The 22,018-nt window shown below is 32.4% G+C and carries 10 protein-coding genes and 1 pseudogene; 7 read left to right on the top strand and 4 right to left on the bottom strand.

What is annotated here, in order from left to right; genetic code table 11:
- Window position 1: 1 nt before the first annotated feature.
- The 4 genes from J2W48_RS08880 to J2W48_RS08895 all read left to right on the top strand — a co-directional run bounded on the left by J2W48_RS08880 (window position 2) and on the right by J2W48_RS08895 (window position 7,259).
- On the top strand, window positions 2–2,362 hold the full coding sequence (locus tag J2W48_RS08880) for a PDZ domain-containing protein (protein WP_310280425.1): 2,361 nt from the start codon (window positions 2–4) through the stop codon (window positions 2,360–2,362).
- Between the two features lie 480 nt (window positions 2,363–2,842).
- Entirely contained in the window at window positions 2,843–3,970 is a 1,128-nt protein-coding gene (locus J2W48_RS08885) for a glycoside hydrolase family 5 protein (RefSeq protein ID WP_310280427.1), read from the top strand.
- A 60-nt stretch (window positions 3,971–4,030) separates the two neighbouring features.
- Complete coding sequence (locus tag J2W48_RS08890; protein WP_310280430.1) at window positions 4,031–5,551, top strand: family 43 glycosylhydrolase; 1,521 nt, start codon at window positions 4,031–4,033, stop codon at window positions 5,549–5,551.
- A gap of 19 nt (window positions 5,552–5,570) precedes the next feature.
- A complete protein-coding gene (locus J2W48_RS08895) occupies window positions 5,571–7,259 on the top strand; it encodes a sodium:solute symporter family transporter (RefSeq protein ID WP_310280432.1) in 1,689 nt (562 codons plus the stop codon).
- A 514-nt stretch (window positions 7,260–7,773) separates the two neighbouring features.
- Here J2W48_RS08895 and J2W48_RS08900 read toward each other — a convergent pair.
- From J2W48_RS08900 to J2W48_RS08910, 3 genes are all read right to left on the bottom strand, one after another.
- Complete coding sequence (locus tag J2W48_RS08900; RefSeq protein ID WP_310280434.1) at window positions 7,774–11,787, bottom strand: two-component regulator propeller domain-containing protein; 4,014 nt, start codon at window positions 11,785–11,787, stop codon at window positions 7,774–7,776.
- A 131-nt stretch (window positions 11,788–11,918) separates the two neighbouring features.
- Entirely contained in the window at window positions 11,919–14,012 is a 2,094-nt protein-coding gene (locus J2W48_RS08905) for a beta-galactosidase (protein WP_310280436.1), read from the bottom strand.
- A gap of 146 nt (window positions 14,013–14,158) precedes the next feature.
- Complete coding sequence (locus J2W48_RS08910; protein ID WP_310280438.1) at window positions 14,159–17,110, bottom strand: TIM-barrel domain-containing protein; 2,952 nt, start codon at window positions 17,108–17,110, stop codon at window positions 14,159–14,161.
- 574 nt (window positions 17,111–17,684) lie between these two features.
- On the opposite strand from J2W48_RS08910, the pseudogene J2W48_RS08915 reads away from it, so the two are divergent.
- Window positions 17,685–18,224 (top strand): annotated as a pseudogene (locus tag J2W48_RS08915) (SDR family NAD(P)-dependent oxidoreductase); the annotation flags it as partial.
- Between the two features lie 213 nt (window positions 18,225–18,437).
- On the opposite strand, the gene J2W48_RS08920 reads toward J2W48_RS08915, so the two are convergent.
- Window positions 18,438–19,112 (bottom strand): response regulator, encoded by a 675-nt coding sequence (locus J2W48_RS08920; protein WP_310280440.1) that lies wholly within the window; start codon window positions 19,110–19,112, stop codon window positions 18,438–18,440.
- A 117-nt stretch (window positions 19,113–19,229) separates the two neighbouring features.
- Between J2W48_RS08920 and J2W48_RS08925 the strand changes: the two genes are divergently transcribed.
- Together J2W48_RS08925 and J2W48_RS08930 are read left to right on the top strand one after the other, a co-directional pair.
- A complete protein-coding gene (locus J2W48_RS08925; RefSeq protein WP_310280441.1) occupies window positions 19,230–19,463 on the top strand; it encodes a hypothetical protein in 234 nt (77 codons plus the stop codon).
- 266 nt (window positions 19,464–19,729) lie between these two features.
- A complete protein-coding gene (locus J2W48_RS08930; protein WP_310280443.1) occupies window positions 19,730–21,547 on the top strand; it encodes an ATP-binding protein in 1,818 nt (605 codons plus the stop codon).
- Window positions 21,548–22,018 lie beyond the last annotated feature (471 nt).

A 22,018-nucleotide genomic window follows, 5' to 3' on the forward strand; every position in this document is an offset into this window, starting at 1 on the left:
GATGAATAAAACTCAAAAAATAAGTATAACATTAGTTCTTTTGTGTTCGGCAAGTTTGTTTGCCCAGATAGGACTGTATGTTGCTCCTAAAGGGAATGATGCCAGTCAGGGAACAAAAAACAAGCCTTTTGCTTCTATAGGTAAAGCTCTGACCGAAGCGCGTAAAATTCCCGGAAATGTGGATATATACCTAACAGGAGGAACTTATTATTTAGATCAGCCCATTGTATTTACATCAGAGGATTCCCGAAAAAAATATGAAAAGCTGACCATCAAAAGTTTTGATAACCAGAAAGTGACTATCAGCGGAAGCGAGATTCTGAATTTAAAATGGAAACCCTATAAAAATGGAATTTGGCAGGCAAAAGTAACACAGGATCTCATTTTCGATCAACTGTTTGTCAACGGGCAACTGCAACGAATGGCCCGATACCCGAATTTCAATCCCATAGCTCAATATTATGGAGGATTTGCTGCGGATGCCGTTTCAAAAGAGAGGGCTGCACTTTGGAAATCGCTTGGAGGAGGTTATGTACATGCTTTACATTCTTCACTATGGGGAGATTATCATTACCTCATTACAGGAAAAGATAAAAATGGAGAACTAACTCTTGAAGGAGGCTGGCAAAACAATCGACAAATGGGTATGCATAATGAATACCGATTTGTAGAAAATATTTTTGAAGAATTGGATACGGTCAACGAATGGTATTACGACAAAAAAACTAAAATTCTGTATTATTATCCACAAAAAGGTGTAGATATTAAGAAGGCAAAATTTGAAACACCCCAAATAGCTCATCTATTTGAATTCAGGGGATCGGAAACTACTCCAGTAAAAAATATTTCGATAGAAGGACTTGCGCTTACGCAAACCCTGCGCACCTTTATGGAAAATAAGGAGCCGTTGTTGCGAAGCGACTGGACTATTTATCGAGGTGGTGCAGTGTTATACGAAGGATCGGAAAATTGTTCGCTTAAAAATTGTACGCTCAACAATCTGGGAAGCAACGCAGTCTTTTTTAATAACTATAATCGCAATTGTGAAGTATCCGGATGTTTGATTTTCGAAATAGGGGCCAGTGCATTTTGTTTTGTGGGTGATCCTAATGCAGTGCGTTCGCCAAGCTTTCAATATTATCAATATGTACGCATGGATAAGATGGACCGTACTCCTGGGCCAAAAACGAACAATTATCCGGCAGATTGTAAGGTGTATGATAACCTGATGTTTGATTTAGGAACAGTTGAAAAACAGTCGGCAGGAGTACAGCTGTCTATTTGCCAAAACATAACAGTGAGCCACAATACTATTTATGATATACCCAGATCAGGAATAAATGTAAACGAAGGAACCTGGGGCGGACATATCATAGAATATAATGATGTGTTCAATACCGTAAAAGAGACGGGAGATCATGGTTCATTCAATTCTTGGGGACGTGACAGGTATTGGCATCCGGACAAGAAAGTATTGGATTCAATTGTTAAAAATAATTATGATTTAGCTCTGGCTGATGTAGTGAAACCAATTATCATCCAGAATAACCGCATGCGATGCGACCATGGGTGGGATATTGATCTGGATGATGGATCCAGTAATTATATTATTCGCAATAATCTGTGTCTCAATGGAGGTATAAAGCTTCGCGAAGGAGTTAATAGGATTGTAGAAAACAACATTATGGTAAATAATACTTTTCATCCACATGTTTGGTTTAAAAACAGCAATGACGTATTTCGAAATAATATTGTTTTTACGGGATATGCACCAATTCACATTGATGTTTGGGGCAAGGAAACAGATTATAATGTTTTTCCAGATTTGGCTTCATTAAAAGAAGCCCAAGATAGAGGAACAGATCAACATTCTGTATATGGGGGTTTTGATTTTGTGAATCCTCAAGTTGGCGATTTTCGATTAAAGGAAGGCTCCATTGCGTTCACTGTTGGTTTCAAAAATTTTGAGATGGATAGTTTTGGTGTTGTTTCGCCGAGATTAAAAGCTTTGTCAAAAAAGGTAACCATACCTGCTGTTATAGATCCTAGTAACGAGGAGACCAATGAAATTATCGATTTTATGGGGGCAAGGGTAAAGAACCTGACAACTCTGGGAGAACGTTCTGCAACAGGAATGGACGATACCAGAGGTGTTCTTGTATTGGAAGTAGCAAAAACTTCTGAAGCAGCTAAGTTTTTACAGGTGAATGACGTAATTCTTACTTTTAATAATAAACAAGTAAATTCACTGAGCGATTTATTAGAAGCATACAAGTCAGATATTGATTTGAAAACTGAAGTAGTTTTTTTTCGAAATCAGAAAGAAGAGAAGAAATGGATTGAATTAAAGAATAAAAAATGAATCCTCGTATTATCAGAGTTTAAACGGGTCTTGGAAATTTAATGGGGGTAAACTCTAAACAAATTTATTAGACAATTATTAGACAAAAATAGCCTTGACCGCAAAACGGTCAGGGCTTTCTGTATTTTAAGATGTTCTATAAAAGTTAAAGTAAAGGTATTTGCCAGCAGACAAATAAAACGAATTAAAAAACAGTAGAACTAAGACCAGTTCACTATAAACTTGCGATTCTAAAGCTAAAAAAGAACAAATAACACATTTAAGCCTGATATGTAATACATTTTGAAGCCCTTTAAATATTTAATAAAAGTTAGTTTTACCTTCCCTTAAATGATTGTTTCACTGATAATAATAAGTTTATAAATCGACCTGAATTAAAGACAGAAACATATAGTTTAATAGGTTTTAATTAGATAAACAATCATCATCGTAAAAGGGGAATATCATATTATAAAAACTAGTCAATTAAATATTTAAAAAATGAGAAAATCAATAAAATCGTTCATCATTGTTACTGGACTTTTAATATCTGCAAATGTCTGGTCTCAGTTGCCAAAAGCACAGGAAATAGCTAAAAGGATGCATGTTGGGTGGAACTTAGGCAATACACTCGAAGCAATTTGCGATGAAAATGCCTGGGGGGCAGGAAAGACATCACAAAAATTAATAGATTCTGTTAAGGCAGCCGGATTTAATACAGTGCGAATTCCGGTATCCTGGTTTTGCCATTCTGATACAATTTCGAATAAAATAAATAAAAAGTGGATAGCACGTGTAAAAGAGGTAGTTGATTATTGTATTAAAGACGATCTCTATGTAATTATTAATATGCACTGGGACAAGGGTTGGTTAGAAAACAGAATTAATGCAGCCAATCAGGAAGAGGTAAACAAAAGACAATATATTTATTGGACCCAAATAGCAAAATACTTTAAAAATTATGACGAACACCTGCTTTTCGCAGGGGCAAATGAACCTAATGCTGCTAATGCTGCACAACTTGATATCCTAATGTCTTATTATCAGACTTTTGTAGATGCTGTTCGTGCAACAGGAGGCAATAATGCTTCCAGAACGATCATTGTTCAGGGACCGGAAACAAATATCGAGAAAACGCTCGATTTAATGAACAGTTTACCTAAAGATAAAATTCAGGATCGTATGATGGTCGAAGTGCATTATTATACTCCTTTTCAATTTTGTCTGATGGAAAAAGAGGCAGCCTGGGGCAAACCATTTTACTATTGGGGTAAAGACAATCATTCTGAAACTGATGTGGAACATAATGCTACCTGGGGAGAAGAAGCAATGGTTGATAAACTTTTTAGCGACTTGAAAACAAAATATGTTGACAAGGGAATACCTGTAATATTAGGTGAATTTGGGGCTTATAAACGTAAACTTAGCGCTCCTTCAGATCAGGCACTTAACGAAAGATCTGTGGAATTCTTTGGTAAATATGTTGTAAAATCGGCTCTTGAAAACGGAATTATACCTTATTATTGGGATACTCCCAATAACTTATTTAACCGTGATTCAGGACAAGTATTGGATAGAGGGGTTTTAAAAGCGATGATGGATGGAGCCAAAGAGGCAAAGAAAAAATAATATTCAGGTATAGAAAACTAATTATCTCCAACCGTATAGCACATTAATTTTAAATATATCATGCCAAAAAATAAAATTATAGTAATCATATTGTTTTTTCAATTTGCTTTTTTTGCAAATGCCCAATATCAAACAACCCCTAACACAAAAGGGAAAGGATATTTTACCAATCCAATTTTTGGCGGGGATTATCCTGATCCAAGTATATTAAGAGATGGAGATGATTATTATGTAGTACATTCTTCATTTGAATATTATCCGGGATTATTGATTTGGCACTCAAAAGACTTAATAAACTGGAAGCCATTGACACATGCCCTGAATAAAAACATTGGTTCCGTTTGGGCTCCTGATTTAATAAAATGTAACAACAAATATTACATCTATTTTCCTGCAAATTATAGCATCTATGTTGTAGTAGCCGATGCTATGGAGGGTCCGTGGAGTGATCCTGTAGATTTAAAAATAAGGAATATAGATCCGGGACATGTAGTCGATGAAAACGGAAAACGTTTTTTGTACTTTCCTAATGGAGGTTATGTACCGATGTCAGATGATGGGCTTTCTGTTGTTGGTGAAATGAAACATGCTTATAGCGGGTGGCCAATTCCAAATGAATGGTCTATTGAGTGCTTTTGCCTGGAAGGACCCAAATTGATGAAAAGAGGAGAATATTATTATTTGACTGTTGCCGAAGGAGGGACTGCAGGGCCTGCCACAGGACATATGGTTATTTCGGCTCGTTCTAAATCGCCTTTAGGACCATGGGAAAATTCCCCTTACAATCCTATTCTCAGAACAAAAGACAGCAACGAAAGATGGTTGTCTAAAGGACATGGAACCCCTTTTGAAGATGCCAAAGGGAATTGGTGGATGATGTTCCATAGTTACGAAAAAGGGTTTTACAATTTAGGGCGTCAGATTTTGCTTCTGCCACTGGAATGGACAAAAAACGGGTGGTATAAAATACCAGAAGGAGTATCTGAAACCAAGCCCATTAAAATGCCTGGTTTAAACAATATTACTAAAGAGAATACTTTTGCAGATAACTTTGAAGGCAATAAACTAAATCTTCTATGGCGTTTTTATGACGAATACGACACCGATAGATTTAAAGTAGCAGATAATAGCGTGACGATAAAAGCTAAAGGAAACTCAATAGGGAGTTGTTCTCCATTGCTTTACACACTAACTGATCATTCTTATACAGCAGAAGTAGAACTATTTATTGAAGGAAATGCAACAGGAGGGTTTACTCTTTTTTATAATAAATCAGCTTCTTCAGCATTTCTTGCCGATCAAAATAATCTTATAGCCAATATCCATGGATGGCAGTTTCAAACCCAAAGCAATGTACTAAAAGGACATGTATTTTTGAAGATGAAAAATATAAATAATAATGTTGACCTGTATTATAGCCTAAATGGTAAGGACTGGCTCAAAATTGAAAACTCATTAGAAATATCAGGCTTTCATCACAATGCTTTTGGAGGTTTTCTGGGGGTTCGTATCGGACTTTGTTCTATGGGAGAAGGTTCAGTCAAATTTAAAAATTTCAAATACACACCAATAACTAACTAATAACTAAAAAACAAATAACATGAATTCATTACAATTATATGATTACCTGGTTTTTTTATTCTATTTTTTCCTGGTTGCGGGTTATGGATTTTATATTCATAATCGAAAGAAAAAAGCAAGTATTTCGGCTTCTCACGATTATTTTCTGGCAGAAGGTTCTTTAACATGGTGGGCAATTGGAACATCATTAATAGCTTCAAACATTTCTTCGGAACAGTTTATAGCGATGTCCGGAAACGGTTTCAAAATGGGATTAGCAATTGCCACATATGAATGGATGGCTGCCTTGACATTAATTATCGTAGCTGTCTTTTTTATTCCTGTTTATTTAAAAAACAAGATTTATACGATGCCACAATTTTTAAGTGAGCGCTATAATGGAAATGTTGCCATGATTATGGCTGTATTTTGGTTGTTGCTTTATGTAATTGTTAATTTGACTTCTATACTTTATTTAGGTGCATTGGCCATAAATGGAATTTCAGGAATCAATGTCGATTTATGTATGTATGCTTTAGCTATTTTTGCTATTATCATTGCCTTAGGAGGAATGAAAGTTATTGGATACACCGATGTTATTCAGGTTGTTTTCTTAATATTTGGTGGTTTAGTAACTACTTATTTAGCTTTAGATAAGGTTGCTGACTTAAATGGACAGCATGGGATAGTTCAGGGGTTCAACTATATGATGAATCAATCCGGGGATCATTTTCATATGATTTTCAAGAAGGATAATGCCAATTTTCCCAGTTTACCAGGATTAACGGTTTTATTGGGAGGAATGTGGATTGTAAACCTAAATTATTGGGGGTGTAACCAATACATTACTCAAAGAGCTTTAGGAGCTGATTTAAAAACAGCCCGAAGCGGAATCTTGTTTGCTGCTTTCTTAAAACTATTGATGCCTGTGATTGTGGTATTACCAGGAATTGCTGCTTTTGTCATTCACATGAAAGGTGGTTTGCAAACCGAAATGCTTGGAACTGACGGAGTATTAAATCCTGATAGGGCCTATCCTGTATTATTGAACTTACTGCCAACGGGATTAAAAGGTTTGTCATTTGCAGCCTTGACAGCCGCTGTGGTTGCATCATTGGCAGGGAAAGTAAATAGTATCTCTACTATTTTTACGCTTGATATTTTTAAGAAAAAAATTCAGCCAGAAGCCACCGAAAAGAAAATGGTGCAAGTGGGTAAAATGACAGTTGTCGTTTCTATGTTTATTGCCGTGATAATTGCCCCTTTCTTAGGTATTGATAAAAAAGGAGGTTTTGAATTTATTCAGGAGTATACCGGATTTGTAAGTCCTGGAATTTTTGCCATGTTTATTTTAGGTTTCTTCTGGAAAAAAACAAGTTCTAATGCAGCCATGTTTGCTACAATTGGAGGTTTTGTTTTATCAGTAATATTCAAATTCCTTCCAAATTTTATGAATTTAGAATTCCTGAGCAGTACAGGATTTGCCACATTGGTAGAACAAAAAGATATGACATTGGTTTATGAAATTCCTTTTTTAGACCGAATGGGATTTGTATTTGTAATATGTGTTTTGTTGATGATTGCAATTAGCTTATTTGACGCTAAGAGACAAGTCAGTGTAAAGGGGTTAGAGGTCGATACAAAAATGTTTAAAGTCGATAATGGCTTTTTAGCAGGTAGCCTTATTATAATAGGAGTGTTAGTCGCTTTGTATTCAATATTTTGGTAGAAAAATGATTTATATAGTCATTAATACCATTTAGAAATATAAAATAATCCGATTTTTAACTCCCTAACCTTTGGAGAGGGCTGGGGTGAGGAAAACAAAAAACTGTTTTATATTTCTAAATGCTATAAGAAAGCTGAAATATGATTTTAACTTTTTTAGATTTAAAGGTAATAGTACTTTAAACGCTTAGAGTAATAGCCCAAAAAGAGAGGGCACTGAAAAAGTCTCCCTTTTCGAAAAAACCTTAAAAAAGCGATTAAATAAGGCTTTAATTTTTTTGAAATTCTTTTTTAGTCAAATTTAATTTTCTGCGACTGCAAGGGGCGGATAATAATTAAAAAAGAGCGAAAACACTGCGTTTTTGCTCTTTTTTGTTTTTTTTCATTTTACTCATTTGAAGGACTTTTTCAGTGCCATCCAAAAAGAGGGGGTGATTTTTGTATCTCAAATTAATTTTGAATAGTACAAAAAGCCCCTTCTTCAGTAATAGATATCTATAATTTTTAGGATTTAGTTAGAGTTTTTTGTAAGCTTTTGAGTATTCAGATGGTGATATTCCAAACTCTTCCCGAAAGTGTTTTGAAAATATTTTCGGAGAATTGAAACCTACTTGATGTGATATTTGAGAAATCTGTAATTGACTTTTTTCAAGAAGCTGGCGTGCTCGCTTTAATCGGATTGTACGAATAAATTCAGCCGGTCCTTTACCTGTAATTATTATTAATTTTTTATATAAATGTCCTCGGCTTAGACCTAAAACATCTCCTAGGATTTCAACTGAAAATTGAAGGTCGCTAATATTATCTTCTACTATCTTTATTGCTTTTTTTATAAACTTTTCATCTAAAGATGTAATGGTAATTTCACTAGGATTAACATCGATTTTTTGACTAAATACACTATGGCTCTTTTTTGTCCATTCAATAAATTTCTGAATGCGCAGCCTAAGAAGATTAAAGTGAAATGGTTTAGTAATGTAATCATCTGCACCTAATTCTAATCCTTCTATCTGATGTTCTTCTGCCGTACGTGCAGTTAATAAAATAACCGGGATATGAGACCAATGAATATTTGTTTTTACTTGTTTGCAAAGCTCAATTCCGTCCATAACCGGCATCATTACATCGCTTACGATGATTGTTACATCATGCTCGTTTAATTGTTCTATTGCTTCCTGTCCATTATTAGCTGTTAGTACAGAATATTCATCCTCAAGGTTATCAGCCATGAAATCACAAAAATCTTTATTATCATCTACAAATAGTAATACTGGCTTACTAGGAATAATTTCTTTTCTTTTATTATTTTCTACATTTTCGTAACTGGATTGTATATCTGTAAGACTCCTCTCTGCTTTATCTGTTTCCCTAATCGGAATTTTAAAAGTAAATATGCATCCATTTGGTATATTATCCTTTATTGTAATAGTCCCGCCATGCAGATTTACATATTCATTTGCAATATGCAGGCCAATTCCGCTGCCGGTTTCATCTTGTCTTTGCGGAGCTTGATAAAATCGTTCAAAAACATGTGCTTTATCTTCATCATTTATCCCTGAACCTGTATCTGAAACACTTACACAAATATCACCTTCCTCTTTACTTATGTGTATGCTAATATTTCCCCCATCAGGTGTAAATTTAAACGCATTAGAAAGCAGGTTGATAAGTGTTTTCTGTATTTTATCTTTATCAAACTGCATTAATAAGTTTTCTAATTCACTGCTTAAAGATAAGTTAATACTACGTTCATCTGCATAAACACTAAAAGACGCATAAATATCCCTGATGAAATTTATAAAATTTCCTGGTTTTAAATTTAATGTATCTGTCCCAACATCCAATTTGCGAAAATCCAGCACCGAATTTATTAATGAAAGCAATTGATTGGCATTTTTATACATGATACTCAGCTTTTTTCTCATGTTTTCTTCTATTGCGCCACTTAGCAAAACCTGAAGCGGTGTAATAATTAGTGTTAATGGGGTACGTAAATCATGACTTATATTTGTAAAGAACTTCAGTTTCATCTCATTTATTTGCCATTCTTTCTCACGATCCATTTTTATTCGATGCTCTTCTATTTTTAGCAGATTACGAACTTTTGATTTATGGCTAAGATATAAGAGGATAACAATACTTATTATTCCATAAATACTAAATGCCCAAACAGATAAATAAAAAGGAGGTGTTACACTTATAGACAGTACTTTGGTATTATTTCTCCATACACCATCACTATTAGATGCTTTTATTAAAAGTTTGTAATCGCCGGGAGGGAGGGCAGATAATATTATTTTATTTTCCTGAATTGGAACCCATTCTGTATTAAATCCTTCAATTTTATAAATGTATTTCACCTTATCAGCATTAAGTAAATCGGCTGTTGTAAATTTTAAGGTGATGAGTTTATCATCATGTCTGAAGGTTAGTCCCGAAGTTAATTCCGTTGAATGTTCAAGAATTTTATGACCATTATAAATTGAATCGACTTCGATGTTTTGATTACCGACGCTTAATCCGGCAAAAACAATTTTTGTTATTGGTCGATTCTTTTTAACTAATTTATTCGGATTAAGAATTGTATATCCATCTATATTTCCAAGTAAAATATCTCCATTTTTTAACTTAATTATAGAATGTCTATTAAAATAATTATCCATAAAACCATCTTTAGTAGAGTAATTTTTACTTGTTATGGCAAGTTTGTCGTTTACATCACGTTTAACAGTTAATATGGAGAGTCCATTACTTGTCGTCACCCAAATGTTATTCCAATCATCTTCCAGAATGCCTTTGGTAGAATTATCACATAAGCCATTTGACTTGTTAAAGGAGTAAATAGTGTCTTTCTTTTGGTCCCATATGTCCAGGCCGTTACCATGTGCGAGCCATAATATATCGTGTTTATCTTTATATACACTTGATATTTGAAGTTGCTTAAGTTTTTGATTTCCCTTCTTATTTCCATAATGCATTACATTTTTATTATTTGTAATATCAATTACAGAAAGTCCATAGCCCGTCCCGACAAAGATTTCGTCTCCTCCATCATAAAACATATCCAGGACATATACATCTTCTTTAAAAGGGGATAGTAAAAAATCAAAATTTGTGGCTTCAGCAGGTAATAATTGAATTTTCCCTCCTAGCGTTCCAATCCATATATTCCCATACCTGTCATCTACTAAGCTCCAAATATTGTTATTGCTTAATTTACTATTTTCTTTTGTATATTGAATCATTTTGCCTTTTTGATAACAAAACAAACCTTTCTTAAAGGTTCCTATCCAAATACGGCCTTTACGGTCTTCTATTATAGACATTATTGAAGTATTTGAAATTGGAAGTTTTATGATGTTTCCTGATTGCTTTTCTTTCAAAAACAATCCTTTCCCATCAGTTCCAAGCCAAAGATTTTCCCTGTCATCTTCCATTATTGCACTAATATCGGAACATTCGGGATATTTAAAATTCATGAAATTCCTAAAACTTTCATTATAAAATGAAAGTCCTTTTTTACTGTGGCCAATCCAAATAGTTTCATTGCTATCACGATACAAACAGTTTATGTTATCGGAAAATAACGAATTATCTTTCCATGAATCATAAACAACATTTGTCATTAAATTTCTGGTTTTGTCATAAATGAACAGTCCGTTATGGTCTGTACCAATCCAAATCTCTCCGGGACTATTTTCAACAATACTTGTAACAATATTGCTCTCAATGTTTACCTGAGATTTTAACGCCAGTGTTTTCCATTGCTGAGTTTGCTTATTCTTATACGAAATCTGATCTGAATTACTTGAATAAACCCATAATTCGTTGTCACTATCAATAAAAATTTTGCCTGGATAGTAAGCTGTATTTTTATTAATTAAATCGGGTAATTTTATTAAAGTAAAGTTGCCAGACTTACTGTTTAATTGCCAGCATTTACCAGACTGTTGAATATAATACAAAGATTCGCCATTATCGGTAATATTAATTGAAGCGGGGTCCTCTATGAGATCCTTTACATTGAAAACGGATGTGTGGTGTTTCTTAACATTGTAGAGAAATATTTTTTTATTGTTTATAACCCATAAATTTCGTTTTTTGTCAACATAAATCTTATATTTTTGATCAGTCTGTATGTGTAATTTTTTTAAAAATAATCTTATGTCTGAAATAAAACAATCTTTATCTCTCCAATATACCATGTAAGTATATCCGAGGTCTACCCAAATATTTCCCAGACCATCTTCCTGTAATCCATAAATATTGTTTGATACCAATGTATTAGGCTTTCCTGGATTCATTGTATAAACTTTGAATCCATATCCGTCGTATCTGTTTAACCCCCCTTCAGTTCCAATCCAAAGAAATCCGTAGTTGTCTCTTAGTACTGCCTTTACATTGGTGCTGGGAAGCCCTTCATTCGTGTTTAAATGATGAAAAATATAATTTGACTGCGCAATACTATTTTGGAATGAAGTAATCCAAATAAATACAAGAATATATAACTGTATTTTATATTTTTTCATCTTATAATAAGTTTATAATATGCATGAAGGGGCGTTTTAGCTTCGCAATATTCTTAATTTTAGATTAAAAATAATTTTTTTTCGTTATTCAACTTTTATTTTAACTGCAAAAAGAGCTTTTTTATTAATTTCTAATCCAATTCTTGCCACACTGTTACTCCTCCGGGTTGTACAGTTTTAGTTCCTATTAATATTTTTGCTTTAGCAGATATGTTTTTTAGTTCGTAATTATCAGAAGAATAATTTACTGCCACCCAAAAACCATCATGCCATTTCACATACACACCTTCAGGATAATTTTCGGTTGTTATATTTGCCTGATCATATATTTTTCTCAGGACATCTTTCTCAAGTTGGGTATCGTCTGTATCAACACCAATATAAGTGACGGTTCCTTTTTCTATTTTATTAGTAACAACTGCAGCTTTCCCCGCATAAAATTGATTGGTATAGGTTGCCAATACATTTTCGGACTTGTTAGCAGTAATCAAATCTGCCCAATTGTTCCAATTATAATCTTTATTAAAACCTTTTATAGTTCCTTTGGCATAGGGCAATAAATGATCAAAGTCATCAATACTGGCATCAATTAAAGGATAAATAGATTGTCCCCAGCCTCCAACAAATAAATGACCATTTCGATCTTTAACCCCTGTGCGCACAGTTAACACCAAATTTCCACCTTTTTTTACATAATTAGTCCATTTCGTAATAAGTTTGTTATCAACCAATTCAAAAGCCGGGGCAATGACAACAGCATATTGGTCTAAGTCATCCTCCTCATAAGTTATATTTACAGGGGCTCCAAACGATTTTACTATTTCTAAATATTTTTGAAAAAATTGCTGGGTATTCCACTGACTTGTTTGCCCCTGACGCCCCATGCTCCATAAATTATCATAATTCCATAATAAAGCAGTTTTACGCGCCTTGAGTTCTTTTGGAACTTTTGTATTTGGCTTGTAAGCATCGCGCAATAATTTCATTTCGCTAATAGTTTGCTTATAATCTTTTCCTCCTTGAGATAAGGTAACTCCATCTAATTTGGTAATACCACTGTGGTATTGTTCTGAACCATAATTAATTTGTCTGTATCGATACGAGCAGGCAAATGACATATCTTCTGCAAAACAATGAAATAGCCACATACGTACTGCTCCAGGCTGCAACAATGGATTTACATTTCCCCAATTTACAAATCCTGGCTGAAGTTCCATGATTCCGGAAATTTTAGTATCAGGTTTGAAAAAGCTCAAAGCAAATGAAAGTTCTTTAGGATCTCCCAGTCGAAATCCTTGGTTCCCTATATTTGCATTTCCTTTATTTAGATAACTGGTAAAAGAATCAAAATCCAATTCTTTCGTTCTTCTGGGATCGGCTAAAGGTGTTGTGGCGGTATAGTTAGTAGTAATAAATTGATTTTTAGAAATTAACGGTCTAAGAATATTCGCCTGATAATCTAAAAATTCTGCCTGTGTATCGGCAGTATACCGTTTAAAATCCAATAGAGCATGCGGATTAGTTCCCCACCATCCTACATGATTTGCATTGTGAATCTTAATTTGACTGAAAGTGCTATAAGTTTGACTCCAAAATTGGGCTCCCCAAGCATTATTAAGAGCACTTATGGTTTTGTATTTATTTTCTAACCATTTTCTAAAGGCTTTTTGAGAAGAAGGGCTGTAATCTTCCTTTGCTTCGGGTTCATTGTCTAATTGCCAGCCTATTACGTTAGGGTTTTTACCATAGCGCTCGCCTAATTTTACAATTATTTTTTTAGAAAAACTTCTCCAAACCGGATTGCTTAATGATTGTTGTGCCCTGGTTCCATGTTCTGCACGCTGATAATCAGACCCCATTGCATAAATTTCCGGATATTTAATTCCCAGCCAAACAGGCGAAATAGCCGTGGGAGTACCTAAAATAACTTTCAATTTATACTTAGCTGCCAGGGTAATAACCTCATCCAGCCATTCGAATTTATAAACACCTTCTTGAGGTTCCATATCTATCCATGCAAATTCAGCGATGTGGATAAATTCAAAACCAATCTTTGAAATATTGCTGATATCTCTTTCCCAGTCGTTTTTATTCCAATGCTCCGGATAATAATAAATGCCCATAGACATTAGATTTTCCTTAGGAAAGAAACGATGAGAATCCTGAGCTTTAACAACTATTGTTAATAATACAAACAAAAGCGAGATATAAATTTTATTTTTCATATGTTTTTTTACTGAAACCATTCTGAAAAATTAATTACTTCAGGATGATTAATTTTTAATCGTGAATGCTTATATTTTATGAAAAAAGATTCTTCCTGGTTTAATTTATTTTTCATTTTGATTATTTTGCTTTATGGTTTTGTGGTTTATTTTAATGTAATGGTTTGCAGGTGCCCATCATAATTGACAACTTGCCCCTGAGCATCATATACAAAAACTTTACGGTTTTCTTTACTTACAGGAACAATAACAAACTTTCTGTTTTTCAACATTCCTTTGAATTCTCCTTTACGCTCTCCAATAGTCAAAACACCATTTGCTTCATTATAACTGAATGGAATGCTGGAATGGAATCCTTTTTCATAATTATAATTTGATCCTTCGTCCTCATATAAATTAAAGCTTCCGTTTTTTCCTTTATAGACATAAAGAACAATAGTATCTGCTGGTTTTTCATCAGTATATTGTATTTCTGGCCCAACAGGAATAATAGCTCCTTCGGGAATAAATAAAGGAATACGACCATAAGGCGCATCTATTGATAAAGTTTGCCCCCCTTTAATATAATTTCCAGTATTAAAATCATACCAATTAGTTCCTGCAGGAAAGTAAACATCTCTTTTACGAGCGCCATACTTATAAACGGGGCAAACCATGAAATTTTGACCAAACATAAATTGATCATTACTGTTTACAACATTTTTATCATTAGAAAAATCCATAATTAAAGGACGCATAATAGTATAATCGTCAAAATGGGTCATCCCTGTCATGGTGTAGATATAGGGCATTAATCTATAACGCAAATTATCATAAAACAAAATGGACTCGTAAGCCGGATGCCCTTTAGGAGCTATATTCCATGGTTCACGAAAAGGAAATTGTCCGTGCGATCTGTATAATGGTGCAAAAACACCAAACTGATGCCAACGTGTATTTAATTCTCTCCATTCTTTATTATCGGCATTTTCTTTTCCATTTTTGTCGAATTCCATTTGAGCATCGACATAACGATCTTCTACACAAAATCCACCAATATCCATAGTCCAATAAGGAATACCACTAATAGCAAAGTTTAAACCTGCCGAAATTTGTGCTTTCAAATCTTCCCAGCGTGTTGCAATATCACCACTCCATGTTGCTGTTGAATAACGTTGTAATCCTGCAAAACCTGATCTGGTTAATAAAAAAACCCGTTTGTTTGGTTCTACACTGCGTTGTCCGTCATAAATGGCTTCAGCATTCATTAAGGCATAGGTATTGAAATATTCTGTGGATGATCCTAAAGCTGTTGGACCCTGCAATGCTTTGCGATAGTCCATATCTGTACAGTCCAGTACATTTGGTTCACTGGCATCCATCCACCATGCATCAACTCCCATCGGATATAAATTTTCATAAATTTGTTTCCAAAATAGTTTTCTCGCACCGCCTGAATAAGCGTCATAAAAAGAACCCACATAACCTGGACCAACCCAGTCACGAACACTATCTTTTATAGCTTGTTGGTACATCCATCCTTTTCGGTCAAATTCTTTGAAATGTTCGGTAGTTTTATAAAATTTAGGCCATACCGAAATCATCATTTTACCATTCATCGCATGGATAGAATCTACCATCGCTTTTGGGTTAGGGAAACGTTTTGGGTCAAATTGATGACTTCCCCAGGAATCTTCTTCCCAGTAATTCCAATCTAGTACAATATTGTCTATAGGAATCTTACGCTCTCTGAATTCTTTTAAATTGCTTAAAATCTCGTCCTCGGTTTTATATCGTTCACGACTTTGCCAATAACCCATTGCCCATTTTGGCATAATCTGAGCTTTTCCGGTCAAAGTACGGTATCCTTTAACTATTTCATCCATAGAATTGCCATGAACAAAATAATAATCTATTTTTTTATTCATTTCGCTCCACCATACCTGATTGCTTTTTTCTTCAATTAGTTGAGGGGTTCTTACTCTTAATCCGCAGTAAGATGTACCTCCATTTGGTTTCCATTCTATTCGTAAAGGAACTCGTTTTCCGGCTTCTAAATTCATTGAAAACTTATAACTGTTAGGATTCCAGGCTGTTCTCCAACGTTCAGGAACTACTAATTGATTATTCAAATACACTTTAACATAGCCTGAATAATATAAGGTAAATTTATATTCGCCATTTTGCGGTGCTTCAATATCGCCTTCATAAGTAACGTTAGCATTTTTTAAAGGAAAATTTTCGGGTAAGTTTTTAAAACTTTTAATATCTTCAAAGAAAATAGATGCTTCTTTACGTACTAGTTTTGTATTTCCATTATCTGGTGTAACATAAGTACCAGTTAAATTATTAGGTTCACCATTTTTATCGAATAATTTAAAAACAGCATTTAATTGTTCAAAAGGTCGACTGTCTCCAAAACGGCTTAATGAATAACTATCCCATAAAAGACCATAGTTTTTATTGGAAACAATAAAAGGTACTGAAACTTTAGTGTTATATTGAAATAATTCTTCGCTTTTGTCTTTGTAATTGAACTCGTCTGACTGATGCTGTCCTAAACCATAAAAAGCTTCGTCTTTGGGCGATTCAAAAATTTGACGAACTGAATACCCTTTAGTCCCTTCAACTTCCATAGGACTGAATGTTTTACCACCACCAGCTCTTTCGGACAAAATAAGTTTTCCGTTTTTATCTTTAAACTTAATGCCACCATCTTTTGGAGAAATCATTACATTTAAAGTTTCGGTAACTAATTTGATAGAATCATTTGCTTCGCTAACGTTAAACGGAACAGTTCCAATATTAGGCACAATAATTAAACTGGAATCTTTTGGAAATTCATTTTCTGGTGTTGCGGACACATGAATCAAATCATTTCCTAAAACCTGTAAGCGTAATTTGCTCAATTGGCCCTCTTTAGGATGGCTTATGTTTACAATTATGCCATTATCCGTCTTTTTGTAATGTTTAGTAGCGCAAGATGCGAATACCAATCCAGTGATTAAGCCTAAACATATTTTATTTCCTTTCATAAGTGGTGTTTTTTTATTGGTCATATATAATTCGTATATCTTCATTGGTATTTGTGACCAATTTTCTTTTACGATCATTTGCATATAATTATTTTGTCGATTTTTAAATTTATTTTGTGACTTACAAGATTGTTTTTAAAATGAAATGGCATTCATACATTTATCTAAAATTAACTTTTTTAATTTTAATAAATTGAAAATAAATATCTTATAATAATTTATAATTATCAATTTATTAATAAAAAATGGATGAAAATTAACCCAATCTATAAAAACAGTTGTAAAACTACTCTTGAACTATTTATACTGCGGTGTAAAAGTATCAATTAAGGAAAAATTAAAGCGGGTGCAAATGTATTCAATATTGTACTTAAATGTATTATTTTTAATATATATCTAAAATAGTGCTCAAATATTATAGATCTTGCCATTGAACAAAAGTAGTATGTCCCATTCTGGACTCAATAAATTTCATTGGCAGCATTGTATGATTCTCGCAAAATAGACACGATACTTCACGACTATGAAATAGAATGTGCTGTGGGTGCCGCAGTATGTAAAAAAAAAGGAAGCAGAGCGATTTCAAATTTGAACTCCCTCTGCTTTTTATTTTATGATTTTGGTTTTTCTAATTTCTTTTTGAAACAAAAGTGAGGGGCAGACTGCACTTAAAAAAATCGAGTCAATTGTCACTTCGGCAAACGTTCATTTTGAACAGCTTGATCTTACTGACTTTGCATCCATTGAAGCACCCGCAAAACGAATGTTCAATAAATATCAAAAGATAGACGTTCTTATTAATAATGCAGGAGTTATTATGAACAAAGAGCGGCAAGTAACAAAGGATGGCTTTGAATTACAGTTTGGCACAAATTACCTTGGGCATTTTGCTTTGACTGCTCATCTTATACCGCTTTTGCGAAAAGGACATAACTCTCGTGTAGTTAATGTCTGTGCCCTAGCCACTAATCATGAAGTAATAAACTTTGATGATTTACAGTCAGAACAGTCATATAAAATCATGGCGGTATATGGGCAATCAAAGCTAGCCAATTTGATTTTTTCACTTGAGTTTCATCGTCGCAGCGTAGCCGAAAATTGGGGCATTATGAGCATTGCCGCTCATCTGGGTTTATCCAGGTCAGATTTGATTGACAATGGAACAAAAGAAAAAAGTAAGGTACCTCGAAACGGTTGACGAATGTGGATTTTGACACGACAGCGTCAATACAGGTTTAAGGTTTTATGAGTTGTAAAGTAATAAAATTGGGAATTTATATACTTTAGTTTAACTGACAATTTTAATAAACTTAAAAAATTAATTGGTATGGGATAATTAGTATTGTTGGTCTTAAACTGGTTTTAGGACATGATTTTAGACTGGTGCATTAAATTATATAGTTGTCTGAGTTTATAATAATCCTAATTTTTTAGCTTTTTCAATTAAATCTTTATCGCTTCCTTTTCCTTGTAAAAGCTGATCTTTGATACTTGCTTTTCTTTTTTCTATTGCACTCATAGAAAGAGGGATATATTCTGGTAGATTTACTGTTTTAACTCCTTGTGAAATTAAGATTAAAATCTGATTATCATGATTATCCCAATTTATATTTTTTTTGAACAAATTTCTTTGAGATTCTATTATAGTCTTGCTTTGGAATATTTCTCCTTCTATGATTTTCTTACAAATGACAGGAAACAATTCGAAGTTAATATCATTCTTAGAAATAAATCCTTCAGGTTTTACTCCTTTAATTATTTTATCGACAGTTAAGGGTTCGCTATGCATTGTAAGAAGAACAATTTTACAATTTTTAAATTTTTGTCGAATAACTTCTGCTAAGTCAATACCATTATTGATATTCATTTTTTTGCTTGGCGGAAGGTTAATATCCAATAAAGCAAAGTCAATCTCTCTGCCTTGATTTAATTCTAAAATTATTTTATTATAAGCATCCTCACAGTTATAACTCGTTATAAAATTAGGCATTTTTTTTTTGAACTCTTTATCAGATAATAGATTTATATAACTGTCAACAGTCATAGGATGGTCATCAACTACCAAAATATTAAGGAGCATGTTCATTTTTTTATACTATTTTATACAAATCTAATTAAATATTACGGATTTACCGTACAATTTAATTGAAGTTTATATGTTCTTTTATTCTGAAAATATTATTAATTTAAATTAATTGTTTTTATGAGAAGTAAATTATATATAACAGGTCTAATTTTTATTTCACTGTTGGTTTTTTCATGTTCAAATGATGATTATGAAAATCCTAAAGTTGAAAATAACAATTTAAAACTAATTTCTAAAGAAGAATTAAAAGGTGATTTAAACAAAAAAGTAATTGATTCAGCCTCCATCAGAACAAGTGAAATTATTGAAGCAGAAGGGGAACCAATTAATCCTAAACCACCAAGACGTTAGTGAAAAAAAACTTATATTTTTGAAAATTAGATTCTCTTAATTATGCTATATTTGATGCTCTTAAAGCAATTTTTGTATTGAGAATATCTACTAAAATAATAGTGCTTTTCTTTTTGTTAATCATTTTTTTTTCATGTAAAAAAAGTGAACCTATTTTATTTGATAAAATTCATCTTGGTACTTTAGTAGAAAGCAAAAAAGAAAGATACCTGGATTCGATAATAGATTTACTAAAATCAAGAAAAAATGATTCGGTTACCAGAAATTTGTATTTAAAAATTGCTTCGGAATATTACTATCTTAATAATTCAAAAAAATCTTTAAATTCCAGCCTAAAAGTGCTAGAACTTTCTCAATTGACAAACGATAGTGTCAGAATGGCAAAGTCACTATATTATGCTGGAGATTGTTATGAATACTATAAAAAGGATAGTGCCTACTTTTATTATTTAAAAGCCGAAAAAATATATAATAAAATTCATGACCATGATAATGTGGGCAGAATGTTATTTAATAAAGCTCATGTTTTATTTTATGATGGAAATTATGTAGAGTGTGAAATTGAAGCTTCTAAGGCGTTACAGTATTTAAAAAAATCTGCAAACCATGAATTAGTTTATTCTTGTAACACCTTAATGGGTAATTGTTTAGAGAAGTTAAGTAATTATAATAAAGCATTACAATATCATAAACAAGCATTGGCGGAATTAAAAAAAATGAAAGCTAATGACGTTCTTAATGATTACTATATAAGTTCTATTGTTAATATTTGTAATCTATATGATTTAAAAGAAGAGTATTCTAAGTCAATAAAAAAATTACAAGGGCTGCTTTCGAAAGATTTGAAAAAAAAACGACTTTTATATGCTAACGTTTTAAGTAATCTGGCTTATTCAAAAATGAGAAGCGGAGATTATAAAAATGTAGAATCAATGTTTTTTGAATCTTTGAAAATTGTTGACAGTATAGGGGTTGAATCCTATATATTATATAAGAAAATCTATATTGGAGATTTTTTTTTAACACAGAAAGATACCGCAAAATCAATTCAGGTTTTGAAAGAAGCTAACCAGCTTGCAATTAAAATTAAAAGTAGTAATGAGATCTTAAGTTCGTTGAAATTGCTTTCTGAAATAGATAAAAAAAATAGTTTGTTTTATACTAACTATTATATAAAAGTAAGTGACAGTATAAATGCAGTGCAAAAAAATGCTCATGATAAATATGCCAGAATAGAATATGAAACTTCAAGAATTGAAGATGAAAATAAGGTTTTGACAAAAAAAAATCTATACATTTTAATTATTTCATTTATACTAATACTTTTATTCCTGATCATTCTTGTTCTAAGATATTCAAAATATAAAAATAAAGAACTGCAGTTTTTAATTGAACAGAAGAAAGCCAATGAAGAAATTTATTTATTGCTAATGGAACAAAAAGAGCAAATAAATATTGCAAGAGAAAATGAAAAAGCTAAAATAGCCAGAGAATTACATGACGGAGTAATGAATAGAATTTACGGAATCAGAATGAATTTAGGTTTTTTTAATTCTAAGAATAGTGAAGAAATAATTGAAAAACGAAAAGGTTATATTACAGAGTTACAAAATGTCGAAAATGAAATAAGAATGATATCGCATGAATTAAATCAGAATTCATTTTTTGAAGGAAATGATTTTGATACTTTGCTAATGAGTTTAATCAATGACCAAAAGGATATTAGTTCTGTACAATTTAAGTGCATTGTTGAAGATTCTATAGATTGGACTTCTATTGAAAATATCTATAAAATAAATTTGTACAGAATAATTCAGGAATCAATTTTAAATGTTAACAAATATTCAAATGCCACTAATTGTGAAATTAAAATTCAAAAAAAAGATGGTAATTCATTGAAGTTAACCATTATTGACGATGGAGATGGATTTAACATTAAAAGATCTAAAAGTGGAATTGGATTGACTAATATGAAGAACAGAACTCTTTCCTTACAAGGCAAATTTAAAATTAAATCAAAAATATCCAGGGGGACAAAAATAATAGCAACTTTTAATCTTGACACTATAGTTGTAGATACCTGAAAATTGTTTTTTTTTATTTCCACAACTAAAATCTTATCCTTTTTTGATGTTATAAATAGCATCTCCAAATACTAAATCTTCAAGAGTATTTATTATAATAATTTCATAAAGTACTTAGGGATTAAATAAATCTCTGATTTACCAAAAGTAAATTTAAAACATACTAATTTTATAGAAGTAGTATTGTTTTTTTTTAATGTAAAAAGATCTTTAATTTATTATTTAATATCTTTATTTATAATGTATTACGTGTTATTTATGAATTTGTAAGTCCGTAATTTTTATATCAAAAGTCCGTAAATTTATAAGAAAAATTACTACTATTTTAGCAAAAAATCTATTGTGTTTAAGAATTAGAACATAACATTTTAAAGCAATCATTTTGACTTGGAGCTTAATTAGAGAATCGAAAAAAAGCTTCAATAATCATAATAGTACTTAAAAAAATAAAGAATAGTAATAGAATACTGA

The organism is Flavobacterium piscis, from assembly GCF_031457575.1.
Classification (GTDB): domain Bacteria; phylum Bacteroidota; class Bacteroidia; order Flavobacteriales; family Flavobacteriaceae; genus Flavobacterium; species Flavobacterium piscis_A.